This is a genomic window from Sabulibacter ruber, assembly GCF_017355955.1.
GTDB lineage: Bacteria > Bacteroidota > Bacteroidia > Cytophagales > Hymenobacteraceae > Nibribacter > Nibribacter ruber_A.
Genome location: NZ_JAFFID010000007.1, coordinates 167,528 through 181,280, shown reverse-complemented (window position 1 = coordinate 181,280; position 13,753 = coordinate 167,528). Strand labels below are relative to the sequence as shown.

Annotated in this window: 14 protein-coding genes and 1 tRNA gene; 4 read left to right on the top strand and 11 right to left on the bottom strand. The window is 50.9% G+C overall.

The window, feature by feature from the left end:
* Window positions 1-532: 532 nt before the first annotated feature.
* The 5 genes from JT719_RS23915 to rpmH all read right to left on the bottom strand — a co-directional run bounded on the left by JT719_RS23915 (window position 533) and on the right by rpmH (window position 4,159).
* Window positions 533-1,057, bottom strand: a complete 525-nt coding sequence (locus JT719_RS23915) for a DUF2480 family protein (RefSeq protein WP_207436288.1) — start codon at window positions 1,055-1,057, stop codon at window positions 533-535.
* A 5-nt stretch (window positions 1,058-1,062) separates the two neighbouring features.
* Window positions 1,063-1,752, bottom strand: coding sequence for a tRNA (adenosine(37)-N6)-threonylcarbamoyltransferase complex dimerization subunit type 1 TsaB (gene tsaB, locus JT719_RS23910; protein ID WP_207436287.1), 690 nt, complete (start codon window positions 1,750-1,752; stop codon window positions 1,063-1,065).
* A gap of 108 nt (window positions 1,753-1,860) precedes the next feature.
* Entirely contained in the window at window positions 1,861-3,522 is a 1,662-nt protein-coding gene (locus JT719_RS23905; protein ID WP_207436286.1) for a S41 family peptidase, read from the bottom strand.
* 32 nt (window positions 3,523-3,554) lie between these two features.
* Window positions 3,555-3,965: a ribonuclease P protein component gene (gene rnpA / locus JT719_RS23900; RefSeq protein WP_207436285.1), complete on the bottom strand. Its 411-nt coding sequence runs from the start codon at window positions 3,963-3,965 to the stop codon at window positions 3,555-3,557.
* A gap of 35 nt (window positions 3,966-4,000) precedes the next feature.
* Window positions 4,001-4,159: a 50S ribosomal protein L34 gene (rpmH, locus tag JT719_RS23895; RefSeq protein WP_071885432.1), complete on the bottom strand. Its 159-nt coding sequence runs from the start codon at window positions 4,157-4,159 to the stop codon at window positions 4,001-4,003.
* 245 nt (window positions 4,160-4,404) lie between these two features.
* Between rpmH and JT719_RS25595 the strand changes: the two genes are divergently transcribed.
* Both JT719_RS25595 and JT719_RS23885 read left to right on the top strand, forming a co-directional pair.
* The gene (locus JT719_RS25595; protein ID WP_207436284.1) at window positions 4,405-6,129 is read left to right on the top strand and encodes a M61 family metallopeptidase; all 1,725 of its coding nucleotides are present in this window, start codon (window positions 4,405-4,407) and stop codon (window positions 6,127-6,129) included.
* Window positions 6,130-6,234: 105 nt separating this feature from the next.
* The gene (locus tag JT719_RS23885; RefSeq protein WP_207436283.1) at window positions 6,235-7,125 is read left to right on the top strand and encodes a serine hydrolase; all 891 of its coding nucleotides are present in this window, start codon (window positions 6,235-6,237) and stop codon (window positions 7,123-7,125) included.
* Window positions 7,126-7,209: 84 nt separating this feature from the next.
* On the opposite strand, the gene JT719_RS23880 is transcribed toward JT719_RS23885, so the two are convergent.
* Window positions 7,210-7,488, bottom strand: coding sequence for a hypothetical protein (locus tag JT719_RS23880; protein ID WP_207436282.1), 279 nt, complete (start codon window positions 7,486-7,488; stop codon window positions 7,210-7,212).
* Window positions 7,489-7,554: 66 nt separating this feature from the next.
* The gene (locus tag JT719_RS23875; protein ID WP_207436281.1) at window positions 7,555-7,869 is read right to left on the bottom strand and encodes a hypothetical protein; all 315 of its coding nucleotides are present in this window, start codon (window positions 7,867-7,869) and stop codon (window positions 7,555-7,557) included.
* Between the two features lie 162 nt (window positions 7,870-8,031).
* On the opposite strand from JT719_RS23875, the gene JT719_RS23870 reads away from it, so the two are divergent.
* The gene (locus JT719_RS23870; protein ID WP_207436280.1) at window positions 8,032-8,406 is read left to right on the top strand and encodes an STAS/SEC14 domain-containing protein; all 375 of its coding nucleotides are present in this window, start codon (window positions 8,032-8,034) and stop codon (window positions 8,404-8,406) included.
* A 134-nt stretch (window positions 8,407-8,540) separates the two neighbouring features.
* On the opposite strand, the gene JT719_RS23865 is transcribed toward JT719_RS23870, so the two are convergent.
* The 3 genes from JT719_RS23865 to JT719_RS23855 form a co-directional block, all read right to left on the bottom strand.
* Window positions 8,541-9,464: a PfkB family carbohydrate kinase gene (locus JT719_RS23865; protein ID WP_207436279.1), complete on the bottom strand. Its 924-nt coding sequence runs from the start codon at window positions 9,462-9,464 to the stop codon at window positions 8,541-8,543.
* A gap of 146 nt (window positions 9,465-9,610) precedes the next feature.
* Window positions 9,611-9,687: transfer RNA gene (locus JT719_RS23860), tRNA-His, on the bottom strand.
* Window positions 9,688-9,996: 309 nt separating this feature from the next.
* Window positions 9,997-11,337 carry a dihydroorotase gene (locus JT719_RS23855; protein WP_207436300.1) on the bottom strand — a complete coding sequence of 447 codons (1,341 nt, stop codon included), beginning with the start codon at window positions 11,335-11,337 and terminating at the stop codon, window positions 9,997-9,999.
* Window positions 11,338-11,673: 336 nt separating this feature from the next.
* Here JT719_RS23855 and JT719_RS23850 point away from each other — a divergent pair, with 336 nt between their 5' ends.
* A complete protein-coding gene (locus JT719_RS23850; RefSeq protein ID WP_207436278.1) occupies window positions 11,674-13,140 on the top strand; it encodes a DEAD/DEAH box helicase in 1,467 nt (488 codons plus the stop codon).
* A 153-nt stretch (window positions 13,141-13,293) separates the two neighbouring features.
* Here JT719_RS23850 and JT719_RS23845 read toward each other — a convergent pair whose 3' ends face one another.
* A complete protein-coding gene (locus JT719_RS23845; protein WP_242693447.1) occupies window positions 13,294-13,671 on the bottom strand; it encodes a hypothetical protein in 378 nt (125 codons plus the stop codon).
* Window positions 13,672-13,753 lie beyond the last annotated feature (82 nt).

Here is a 13,753-nt window from a genome sequence, read left to right as displayed (position 1 = left end):
TCCTTCCCTCTCCGCCCGGCTGGCCTCGGGGTCCCTCCGGTCCCGAAGGGGCTGCAAAGGTAAGCAGAATCCTTTAGTTTGCAAGCGGGAACGGAAAGTCTTTTTCTTCTTTTCCCGCCGCTCCTTTGCGGAGCCTAAGGGAGAACCAACATTAGGTGGCGGTTGGTTCCCGGTAAGAGGAGTTTTTTCCCTTGCCCGCTTTGCCGTTGCTCCTTTGCGGAGCCCAAGTAAGAACCACCATTGTGCGGGGTTTGGTTCCCGTAGCTTAATGTTTTTCCCTTGCTTGTGTGCCGCTCCCTATAATCACTGCGCTCCCAATCGGAGCCTTGAGCAGAACCAACATTAGGTATTCAGAAGTTCCGTAGGGCTTGAGTTTTTCTCGCTTAGCCGCTGCCCCCGGCTGGAGCCTAGATGAGAACTAAGAATGGTATGCGGAAGTTCCAGATTGAGCAAACATTATTGCCGCACCCCTTCCTTCTACTTACATCGTGTTTCAGCCTTGAGCCACTGTGTAGCTCTGCCTTTAACAGAACTACACAGTGGCTACTTTCTCTTTCGGTTTTTTAAAAATTGGCACTGTTGAGCAGGGTTCTCCGTACATGATGCTACTTACAACAGGCAACAATTTCTGCATGATCTCAACATAGGCAAAAGTAGGTACGGGTATTTGCCCACACCCTTTTATCACCACTTTCGCATCCTGGTAATCATTGGCGTTAATCTTAGAGATGGCATCTTGTAACAAGGCCTGCTCTAACGCATCCAGATCGCCAAACACATAGCGGTTTACAAATGGCTGCAGTTTGCTTGCCAACAGCATATAAGCCCAAGTAGGCACTATTGCATCTGTGGAGCAAATGATGGCCACGTTCTTACCTGCGTACTGAGACCAGTCATGATCCTTTACAAAGGCCCTGAAATCTTTTTCCCGCAGCATCAGTCCATGAAACAGGTTATCTTTTATATCATAGACCACACGCTCACCGGGATGCAGGTACTCTTCTAAATTCAGAGTAATGAGGCCACTATTGGCAACTCGGTTTACAAACTCTTCCATATCTCTTATTTCCCAGAGGGTTTTGTGATATATACTTCTTTTAAATAGAATGGCTCATAATATGCCACATCTTCAAACTGTGCTTCTTGGTGTTTCAGAAAGGCAAGCTCTCCAATGGCTTTGGCTGTAGGTTTAACATTTTCTACGAAAAAAGCGTTCGGGTGAGGTGCTATTAGTTCCTTCGCCTTTGCCGCTCCGCTCCCAAAGAAGATTATGGTCTGTTTTTCCAATTCTGAAGCAAAACTGGAACTGTCCAAAATCATAGGCTCTATTGGCAATACTTCTTCCAGCGAGTGATCAAGAAGGCAGGTATAAACTTCGGAACGACGGGCGTCTATCATGGGGCAGTACAAGAAACGCTCCGGGGCGGGCAAACTTTCAATCATTTGTCTGGCCATTGCCTTCAAGGTACTCACCGAGATCAAAGGCTTGTCCAAGGCAAAGCACAACCCTTTGGCTGTACCAGAGCCAATACGCAAGCCAGTGTAAGACCCGGGCCCTCCGGAAACCGCCACAGCATTTACCTGCTGCAAGGTTAATCCGGCATTCTCCACCACTTGGTTCACCATTACGGTAATATGTGACGAGTGCGACTTTTCCATCTGCAGCTCTGCATAAGAAAGCAACTGTTGGTTATGGTGCAGCGCAACGGAGCAAACCGTAGAAGAGGTTTCCAGGGAAAGGATATAAGCCATGAATCTAAAACACTAAGCAGCAATTACCCTGCAAAGCTACGCTATTCTAAAACAAAAGGGCAACCGTTACCAGTTGCCCTTACGATACTATATAATATAGTGTAATCTCTATTTCCTTGTACTTGTTGTCAGCAGCGTCTGGTACTTGGATGGATTGTTCAGGACTTCCACTGCCGCCAGAATATTCTTGTCATCGTTGAAGGTGGATTCCACCAATCCCTTCTGCAGATAGTATCTGGAAACGATCTCCTGTTCCAACAATTCGGTGATTTCAGCCTTGAAACGGATCAGGTCATTGCTCTTGTTGGTGGCTACTTTCTTCCGGATCTGCTCAATATCGGCTTTCACTTCCTCGTAGTGCTTGTCTTCCTTGGCTTTGGTGATCATGTTATCCAAAGCTTTCTCTACATCGGTTGAGTAAGAGATATCTTTCCCGTTGAGGTAAGAGACAAACTTCTGGTATTCGGCATCAGACAAGCGGAAGTCTTTAGCCGAAGGGATAGATGGGTTGGCCGCTCTGAACCGCGTGGCATAATCAAAGATGTAGTTCTTGGTGACCAGCTTGCGGATGATGTCTGGCACTGGCTGTTCTTTCACCTCCACGTCTGGGCTGATACCACCGCCATCATACACGGTACGGCCGTTCGCAGTTTTGAAAGCCACCCGCAGAGAGTCTGGTGTTTTATGCAAAGAGCCATCAGCGGCTCTATGAGCGTAATCAATGGCCTGGATGCAACGACCGCTAGGAATATAGTATTTGGCTGTGGTTACTTTCAACTGCGAGTTATAGGAAAGCGGACGCGTCATCTGCACCAATCCTTTTCCAAACGTACGCTCACCCACCAACACCGCCCGGTCATAGTCCTGCAAGGCTCCGGCCACAATCTCGGCCGCCGAAGCACTGTTACTGCTAGTTAGCACAACCAACGGCATCTGCACATCCAGCGGCTCGTCCAGAGCCTTGTACATTTTGTTCCAGTCGGCCACCTTGCTCTTGGTGCTCACAATATCTTTCCCGCGTGGCAGGAACAGGTTAGAGATGTTCACAGACTCGTTCAACAATCCGCCGGGGTTGTCGCGCAGGTCCATGATGATTTTCTTAGCCCCAAGCTCTTTCAGTTTGGTTACCGCATTGCGCACCTCACGCCCTGCGTCTACGGTAAAACCGGAAAGCTGTAAGTATCCTATCTCAGGGGTTACCATGCCGTAGTAAGGAACGTTGTTGATCTGAATGTTGCCCCGTACCACGTCCACTACCATAGGCTTGTCTACCCCAAAGCGCTTGATCTCCAGCTTCACCACTGTACCAGCCTGGCCTTTGAGTAGTTTGCTCACCTCATTGTCAGATTTCTTGGAAAGGTCTACCCCATCAATCTTCAGGATTTCATCGCCTATGATAAGACCCGCTTTCTGGGCCGGGGAGCCCTCATGCGGCAAAGAGACAATGGTACGACCCTCCCGTTTGCCTACCAGCGCGCCAATACCGCCGTACTGACCGGTGGTCATGGTGCGGAAATCCTCAATGTCGTCTTCGGGGATGTAGTTGGTGTAGGGATCCAGCGATTTCAGCATGGCGTCAATGCCCGTGCGCACCAGCTTGGAAGGCGCAATGTCATCAACGTAGTAGGTATTCACCTCTTTGAAGAGCGTAGCGAAGATGTCCAGGTTCTTGGCGATATCAAAATACCGCTCATTTGTACCGGACGTAAAGGAGAAAAGGCCCCACGCCGTGCCAGCCACCAAAAGGCCGGCCAAAGTTTTCTTCAACATATCTGCACCAGTGAAAAACCGAAAAAGGGAGACTATTTAGAAACCAAACGCTCCAATCCTGAATTTAGTTTTTTGCAGATTATTTTGAAAGGATTTTTTTCTTTTCCTATATAAAGGACACCAATGTACCAGGTGCCCCCCAAGGTATTCTGCTGGGGAATGACGTGTTTGTGCAACCGGTACGCCTCCCGCATTTGCCGCTTGATACGGTTACGGTCCACGGCTTTCTTGAAGTTCCGCTTAGAAACAGAGACCAATACCTGCACGGGAACGTCTGAGGGTTCCGGCACATGCAGCGCCACAAACCGGAGCGGGTATAAATTAAAAGAAGAACCTTCACGGAAGAGCTGGTCAATCAGCTTCTTGCTCCGTAAACGTTCTTCTTTCGGAAATCTATGGGAAAGCGGTTGCTCTTCTGCAGAATGTTCAGTGAAGGTACCCATTCGCAAGGCGCCTTGCAGCGAGCTAATCAGAAAAATTAGGCTTTGTGTCTTCTTTCGTCAGAAACGGTCAGTTTGTGACGGCCTTTAGCTCTTCTGCTAGCTAATACTCTACGACCATTTGCAGTCTCCATTCTAGAGCGGAAACCATGCTTATTTCTTCTTTTGCGTTGCGAAGGTTGGAATGTTCTTTTCATCTCACACTAAACATTTTATTAAGGCCTGCAAAATTATAAAACGTATTTTGATAAAGCAAACCTAGGTACAACTTTTTAATTTGATTATTTGCACGTTACCTCTCATTGCCCAAAGTCCTGCTGCGGCAAACGTTTCTTGCGGAAGCGATTTTAAGCCTATTTTCGGAAAAGAGCTTAAAAACAGATAACCTTGCAGCAAAGCCTCGTAGAGGTACTTTCAGACAGACAAATTTACAAAAGAAACAGTGCCCAGCTACCATATTTCTTTCCAGAACCCGCTTTCGGGCTATCTGCAAGTCAAGACCACCCTTCAGAATCTCACTTCTCCTGAGCTTTACCTGCAACTGCCCGCCTGGCGCCCCGGCCGGTATGAACTGCAGAACTTCGCGCAGAAAATCCAGGGCTTTGAAGTGCTTACCCCAGACGGCGCTTCCCTGCCCTTCCAAAAGGTGACGAAAGACCGATGGCGCGTAGATACCCAAGGGCAGCCCACCGTTGAGGTACGCTATAACTTCTACGCCCGGCAAATGGACGCGGGCGGCTCCTGGCTGGCGCAGGATTTCCTGTACGTGAACCCGGTGAACTGCCTGCTCACCCCCGAGGGCCAGGAACAGGAGCCCTGCTCGCTGTCTTTGGAGATTCCTGCAGACTGGCAAATTGCCTGCGGTTTACCCCAGGCTCAGCCCCACACGCTCCAGGCCCGGGACTTTGACCGCCTGGTAGATTCGCCGTTCATTGCAAGCGCCACGCTGCAGCACCAGGTCTATGAAGAACAGGGCATTCCGTTCCACGTTTGGTTTCAGGGGGAGTGTACGCCAGATTGGGACAAGATTCTTCCGCAGTTCAGGGCCTTCACCCAGGAGCAACTGGCCTTGTTTGAGACCTTCCCGGTGCCGGATTACCATTTCCTGAACATCATTCTGCCCTACGCACACTACCACGGGGTGGAACACCTCAATTCCACGGTGATCACGTTGGGTCCGGCCGAGCAACTCATGTCTCCCGAGCCGTACAAAGAGCTGTTGGGCGTGAGTTGCCATGAGCTGTTTCACACGTGGAACATCAAGCAAATCAGGCCCAAAGAGATGCAGCCGTATGATTTCACGCGGGAGAATTATTTCCGGACTGGTTACGTGGCCGAGGGCGTGACCACTTATTACGGTGATTACCTGCTGGCCCGGAGCGGCGTGTTCACGTCTGAGCAATATTTTCAGGAGCTGAACACCGTCATTAAACGCCACACCGCAGATCAGGGAGAAAAGAACCTTTCGGTGGCAGATTCTTCGTTTGACACCTGGCTGGACGGGTATAAACCCGGCATCCCAGACCGCAAAGTGAGTATCTACAACAAGGGCTGTATCGCTGCGTTGGTTTTGGACCTGGAAATCAGAAAAGCCACCCAAAACGCCCGCTCCCTGGATGATGTCATGCGGTTGATGTGGCAGGAGTTTGGGCAGAAAGGCATTGGTTATTCAGAAGAAGACTACCAGCAACTAGCGGAACAGGTATCAGGCGTTTCTTTGACGAGTTACTTTCAGGAGATGATTTTCGGGACGGCTCCTTTTGAGAAATGGCTGGCTCCGGCTCTGGAGTACGTGGGTTGCCGGTTAGAGACACTTCCTTCGGCACAAACCTTTGAAAGCAGATATGGCTTCCGGCTAAGCCCGGCCTCGCCCGCCACTCCGGTGATCGGCTACATCGCCCCTGATTCACCGGCGTCGGCTGTTCTTTCCGTAGACGATGAACTCATTGCCCTGAACGGACGCAAGCTGGAGAACAACAACCTGCCTAATCTGATTGCCCACAAGACCGAAGTGGAACTGACGCTGTTCCGGCAAAAGAAACTGCATACCGTTACGCTGAAGCCCGACGGCACTCTTCATCTGCCGGCTTACAAGGTGAGCAGGAACCCGGCCGCCAGCCCTGCGCAGCAAGCCAACTTTAAGCTCTGGCTGAAACAAAACTCTTAAGGATTCCTGTTTCGGGCCTGTTTTCAGAAAAACGGGCCCAAAACGTTTTATTCCGCTGCCAGAATTCGGCTTGCTTTTCTAACTTGAAGGCCAAACCAGAAGACCATGCGCTCCTATCTTTCTCTGCTTTCCCTGGCCCTTCTGCTGTTAGGCTGTACCGCAACCAAACCTCGCAAGAACATGAACCAGCTCAGGGAAGAGATCCTTACCGAACTTGGGAAACAGAAAGGCACCTTTGCGGTGGCCTTCAAAGACCTGAAAACCGGCGAAGAACTGCTCATTAACGAGCACGAAAGCTTTCACGCAGCCAGCACCATGAAAACTCCGGTACTTATTGAAGCTTATAAGCAAGCCGCCGAAGGCAAGTTCTCCCTTGAAGATTCCATTGTGGTGAAGAACCAGTTCAAAAGCATTGTGGATGGCAGCCCATTCAGCATAGGCCCGCAGGACGATAGCGAGCAGGACCTGTACAAAGTACTGGGCCAGAAACGCCCCCTGTCTGAACTGCTCTACAAAATGATCATCCTCAGCAGTAACCTGGCCACCAATCTGGTGATTGAGCAACTAGACGCCAAGAAGGTGACGCAGACCATGCGAGAACTGGGCGCTAAGAATATTCAGGTGCTGCGCGGCGTGGAAGACACCAAAGCCTTTCGGCAGGGCCTGAACAATACCACTACGGCGTACGATTTGATGGTGCTTTTCCAGAAAATCGCCCAAGGCAAAGCCGTGAGCCCTGCCGCCTCGCAGGAAATGATCAAAGTTCTGCTGGACCAGAAATTCAAGGACATTATTCCGGCCAAATTACCGGCCGAGGTGAAAGTAGCCCATAAAACCGGCTGGATCACCGGCGTTCGGCATGACTCAGGCATCGTTTTCCTGCCAGACGGGCGCAAGTACGTACTGGTGCTGCTTTCTAAAGGCCTGGAAGATGACAAAGCCGGCACCGCCGCCATGGCCAATGTTTCTGAGATGCTGTATAGACACGTGCAATAAACGCTAATCAGCATAAACGCCACCAAAGAAAAAGGCTGCTCCCAAAGAGAGCAGCCTTTTTCTTTACCTTATTTGCTGTTATTCTTATTTACCGCGATCCACTTGGTTATCGCTTGGGTTACTGCGCGGACGGTCACCGCCGCCGCCATAAGAGGCATTTACACCTTCACGGTTGTTATTCCCGGTTCTGGATATGGCACGCTCGTCCTGAATAGTGGTGCCACCACTTTTAGAGCGGTGATACTTACTTTCCGGGTTCAAGGCCGGATCGTTCTCGGTCAGGTGATTGTGGTCAGTGTTATCAATAAAACCGCCTTTCTTGTTATCTTTCTCTCCGCCGTGATTTTTCTTATTACTGCTCATAAAATCCTCCGTTTAGTTAAGTACTACCTTCTATACGGGCGGGTGAAGTAAAAGTATACCAATTTCTTAACTAAAAGCGAGCACCAATAGCACAAACAAAGTGGGCAAAGACAGGTAAAACCAGAAAAGCACATGCTTGCGGTAAGCGCGGGGCACCTGAGAACTGGCCGCCAGCATTGCCCCTATCAGCACCACCAGGTAAATGAGGATAAAGGACATGACCTTGTTCCAGTTGCGCACAATACTGCCGCCCTGCTCTTCTACCTCGGGGTCGGTGGGCACCAGCCAGGTAACCAGGCCATAATAAACCGCAGCCTCCAGCGCCAGGAACACTACAGCCCCAATGAAAATAGCCAATGCGGTATCATCTTTTTTGTGCATACTTGGTGGGTTTAATCTCAGCGGGGGCAAATCTTTGCAGAAAGTTCGGGGTTTTCTCCGGTTTTAGACCCAATTTTGCAAAATCTGATTCAACACGTAGTAAGAATAATCAAGCCGATGACGTTCTGTTCCTGACGTTAATTTGTTGGCTTCGTTAATGATATGAGTGCAAATCAAGTAGATACCGGGCTGAAGGCCGTGGTGGCCACCTATGACGGTTTCCTGAAACACCCTGAGTTCAGAGAGATAGCCGAGACCAGTCTGGCTTTGATCCAGCAGAGCGGATACTCCAAAATTCTGGTAGACACGCGGCAGACCAGGGTCATTCAGCAGGAAAGCCAGCAATGGATAAACCAGGAGTGGTTTCCTAAGGCCATTAAAGCGGGAGTTACGCACATGGCGTTTCTTACCCCAGAAGATTTCTTCGGGAAAGTGAGCGTGGAGTCTACAAACAAAAGTGCTGTGCAGAGTGGCGATATCGTAATCAACTACTTCACCAACCTGGACAGCGCCAGACAATGGCTCCAAGCCCAGTAAAGCCGTTTGAGCAATCAATTAGAAACTACTACTATAAAAGGAAAGGGGCTGTAGATGCGCATCTACAGCCCCTTTCCTTTTATAGTGATAGGCTCGTTTTAAACCTGCTTTCAGAAAACCAGGCGTAAAACCGTTTACACCGTCTGCGGCTGGAAATTCACCAGTTTCACAAACTCCAGCACGCGGCTTACCACCTCATCGGGCTGAAGATCCACCAGGCGCTCGGTCCCGAACTGCTCTACGCAGAAAGATGCCATGGCCGAACCGTGGATCACGGCGCGTTTCATGTTCTCAAAGCTGATGTCATCTGTTGAGGCCAGGTAACCAATGAAACCACCGGCAAAGGTGTCACCGGCTCCGGTTGGGTCAAACACCTCCTCTAGCGGCAGAGCTGGCGCGAAGAACACCTCTTCCCCGTGGAACAACAGGGCACCGTGCTCGCCTTTCTTGATGATGAGGTATTTAGGGCCCATGCCCATGATCTTCTTGGCGGCTTTCACCAAAGAGTACTCGCCGCTCAGTTGGCGGGCTTCCTCGTCGTTGATGCTCAATACATCCACCATTCCAATGGTCTGGATCAAATCATCCAGCGCGATGTCCATCCAGAAGTTCATGGTGTCCATCACGATCAGTTTAGGACGGTTTTTCAGGCGCTCAATCACCTGGCGCTGTACCTGCGGAGCCAGGTTGCCCAGCATCAGGTATTTGCAGTCCTGGTAGCTCTCAGGGATAATCGGGTCGAAATCAGCCAGCACGTTCAGTTCCGTAGCCAGCGTCTCGCGGCTGTTCATGTCGTTGAAGTAGCGGCCCGACCAGAAGAACGATTTCTCGTTTTCTTTGATCTGCAGCCCGTCTGTGTTGATGCCTTTGCGCTGCATCATTTCAATATCTGACTTCAGGAAATCGCCTCCCACCACTGACACTAGGTTTACCGGCTGCACAAAGTTGGAAGCTGACAAGGCAATGAACGTTCCGGCTCCGCCGATGATTTTGTCCCGTTTCCCGAACGGAGTTTCCAGCGCATCAAATGCCACCGACCCGATTACTAATAGACTCATGTGTTTTCTTTTAGAGTTCCTTAGATTGAAGAAGGAGGCTGTGTTGCACCTCACCTCTGCACAAAATTAATAGTTCTGCGTTTTACAGGCCTTTTCAGAAAAACAGCCCGAAAACAAAAAAAGCCCCTGACGAATCAGGAGCTTTTTGGGGTGGCCGATGGGGTTCGAACCCACGACTTCCAGAATCACAATCTGGTGCTCTAACCAGCTGAACTACGGCCACCGTGTAATTGGATAGCAAAAGTAGCGGCTTTGGATATTCAACGCAAGTTTCTACCGCTAATTTTCTTTAAAAATTTATCGCAACAAGAATTCATCAAGTATATCTCTCAGTTGTACAGCAACTTCCCTGCTTATCTGAATATTCTGTTTTACACCTTCCGAACGGGTCTCGTCTCCTTCCTTGTAGGTCCTAAGCTGAACAAACAGATCACTAATCGTATAATCTCCGTTTGTGTACGATTGAGGAGCAATTGTAGCATCTACTCGTTCTAAGCTTCTTATAATTGCCATATGTGGTATAATTGATTATTTACCGGCTAAATAGCACCCGCTCCCCTTTCTTACTCTCATCAAACTGTCCGTTCTGGTAAGCCAAATGCCCGGAAACAATGGTGTGCGTCACTACGCCCGGCAGTGTTTCGCCTTCCAGCGGAGACCAACCGCACTTGTACAACACGCTCTCTCTGGTCACGGTGTGGCTTTGCTCAAGGTCTACCAACACCAGATCGGCCCAGTAGCCTTCTCTAATGAAGCCGCGCTTTTCTACCTGGAAGCAGATGGCCGGGGCGTGACTCATTTTCTCCACCACCCGCTCCAGAGAAATCTTGCCTTGTTTGTAGAAGGCCAGCATCACCTGCAGGGAGTGTTGCACCAACGGCAAGCCAGACGGTGCTCCTTTATAGGTGGCAGACTGCTTTTCTTCCCAGGTATGCGGCGCATGGTCGGTGGCGATGATGTCTAATTTATTATCCAGCAAACCCTGGAACAGCGCCTGCTTGTGGCGGGCTTCTTTAATGGCGGGATTGCATTTGATCTGCGCACCCAAGGTCTCGTACTGAGCAGCATCGAACCAAAGATGATGCACGCACACCTCGGCGGTGATGCGTTTCTGCTCCAACGGAATGTCATTACGGAACAAGGCGAGTTCTTCTTCCGTGGAAATGTGCAGGATGTGCAGGCGCGTGTTGTGCTTTTTGGCCAGCTCAATGGCCATGCTGGAAGATTTGTAGCAGGCCTCTACGCTCCTGATCACCGGGTGAGCGCTTACGGGAATGTTCTCTTCGCCGTACTGTTCTATAGCCCGTTGCATGTTGGCTCTGATGGTGGCCTCATCTTCGCAGTGCGTGGCAATAAGCATAGGCGATTTCCGGAAGATTTCTTCCAGCGTCTGTACATTGTCCACCAGCATATTACCGGTGCTGGAGCCCATGAACAGCTTAATGCCGCAAACCGTCCGCGGATCGGTCTTCAAGATCTCCTCCAGGTTGTCGTTGGTGCCGCCCATGAAGAAGGAGTAGTTGGCCAGTGATTTCTGCGCCGCCGTGTCATATTTCTCCTGCAACAGCTCCTGCGTGGTAGCATTGGGCACCGTGTTGGGCATCTCCATGAAGGTGGTCACGCCACCCGCCACAGCCGCACGTGGCTCAGAATACAGATCTGCTTTGTAGGTGAGGCCCGGGTCGCGGAAGTGGACCTGGTCGTCAATGACGCCGGGCAGCAGGTACTGGCCTTTTGCATCAATTACAGTGTCGGCAATTGCGTTGAGGTTTTGCCCGATGGTGTGGATGTATCCGTCTTTCACCAGCACATCGGCCGCTTGGATTTGCCCTTCGTTTACCAGTTGGGCGTTTTTGATCAGGATGCTGTTCATGCCGCTAAGATAAAGCCACGGGTCATAAGTCATGCGCTTTAAGCCTGTTTTTCTGAGAACAGGATAGAAACGCAGTTAGCATAGACACTCTCAGAACCTGGCGGACGCTACGAGGTCTTTTGAGCATGGCTGGCGCGAGCGTCCGGCTCGTGTCCGCACGCATTCCAGGTTCTACCTTGCCAAGCACTAGTAGAAATCAGCAAAAGAAGGCACGAGCCGGATGCTTGCTTCAGCGATGACCTTGTAGTGCCTGGAGGACCTGCGAGCGTCTTCCGCCCGTTTTCACAAAATCTGCCCAGAAACGTAATCTAAAAGAGAACCCGTACCTTTGCGCTGATGATAGACGAAGAAAACGAAAACCTGACACCTGAGCAGGACGAGCATATACCCGCCGAACCAACGGCAGAAAACGAGGCAGACGAGGCAGAAGAAGCTGAAGAAAGCACTTCTACCCTTACGTTTGAGGACTTCAAACTGAACCGTCAGCTCCTGAATGCCATTGCCGAGCTGGGCTACGAGAAACCTACGCCCGTGCAGCAGCAGACCATTCCGCTGGCCCTGGCCGGGCATGATGTAATGGGCATTGCGCAAACCGGTACCGGCAAAACGGCTGCCTATGTATTGCCGCTGCTCATGAAAGTGAAGTACGCCCAGGGCAAACACCCGCGGGCGCTGATCCTGGCGCCTACCCGTGAGCTGGTGCTGCAGATAGAAGAGAACATCCAGAAGTTCAGCGCTTACCTTGATCTGCGCACCGTGGGCATTTACGGCGGCGTGGGGCCAAAATCGCAGATTGAGCGCATACAGGCCGGTATTGATATTCTGGTAGCCACGCCGGGTCGGCTCATGGACATCTACCGCAAAGGCGAGTTGGTGTTGAAAGAGCTGAAGACGTTGGTGCTGGACGAGGCCGACAAGATGATGGACATGGGCTTTATGCCGCAGATTCGGCAGATTCTGGAGATTATACCCCGTAAACGGCAGAACCTGCTGTTCTCGGCTACCATGCACGAGCGGGTGCACACGTTGTCTGAGGAGTTCCTGGAGTTTCCCATGGTAGTGGAGGTTACCCCACAGGCCACGCCGGTAGAAACCGTGAGCCAGGTGCTGTACCAGGTGCCCAACCTGCGCACTAAGATCGCGTTGCTGGAGTACCTGTTCCAGGACAAAGAGACGTTTAACCGCGTCATGATCTTTACCCGCAGCAAAACCAACGCCGATAACGTGAGCTCTTTCCTGGACCGTAAAGGCGAAGGCGGCGTGCGCGTTGTGCACGGCAACAAGGGCCAGAACACCCGCATCAATGCCGTAGATGCCTTCAGAGAAGGTGAAGTGCGGTACCTAGTGGCCACTGATGTAGCCTCGCGCGGAATAGATATTGTAGACGTAAGCCACGTGATCAACTTTGACGTGCCCATCATTTACGAAGACTACGTGCACCGCATCGGGCGGACGGGACGAGCCGAGAAAACCGGCGCTTCCATCACCTTCGCCAATGAGGCCGAGATGCACCACATCCACCGCATTGAGAAGCTCATCAAAATGCAGATTCCGCAGGAGCCACTGCCCGCCGAAGTACACGTCTATGACACTCCTTTTGACGAGCAGCAAGCCATTGCCCGGGAACTAGACGATCAGAAACGGAGAGAAAACCCTGATTTCAAAGGCGCGTTCCACGAGAAAAAAGCCCGTCCGCCCAAGGAGAACATCGGCAAAGGCGCCAAGGTAAGAGACGCCAAAAAGGCCGGCTGGAAGAAGACCAAATCAGGCGGTGCCAGTAAACGCAAAAGCGGCAGAAGGTAATAGTTGGATTGTTGATTATTGGTTGTTGATTGCTTGATCTCCAACCTCGTTTTTTGCCTTATTTCTCGAAATTAGCCCAAAAACAAAAGAGCCGCATGTTAGATCATGCGGCTCTTTTGTTTTATCTGAAAAGCAATCAACAAGCAGTGATGACTACCGGTGCAGGAACTGCAAAAGCGGCAGATGGCTTAGTTTGAATAGGGTAAGCGTTACGGCAAATCCCCAGAAAACGGCGCTCCAGAGCATGTGCAGCATGATTCTGCTTTTAGAAACGCCTAACACGGTAGCCAGCACGGTGCCTACAATGGGCGTGAACAGCACCGGCGTGAGAAAGGCAATGCCAGACATCCCGAATCTTTGCCACACCGACACAATGCGCCGGTTCTTCTTGCTGAACACGGGCTTGTTCTTGGCCCGTTGCCGGGCTACGTACCGGTCATGCACCGCTGAGCCAATCAGTGAGAACAGGCAAACGCTGGTCATCATTCCGGCAATGGTCAAAGCTAACGTAGCCCAGAAGGATACTCCCATGGTAAAGCCCACTAATGGGCCGCCAAAGAACTTTACTGAGCTTAACAGATAAACAGAAATATATTTAAGAACTGCAGATACC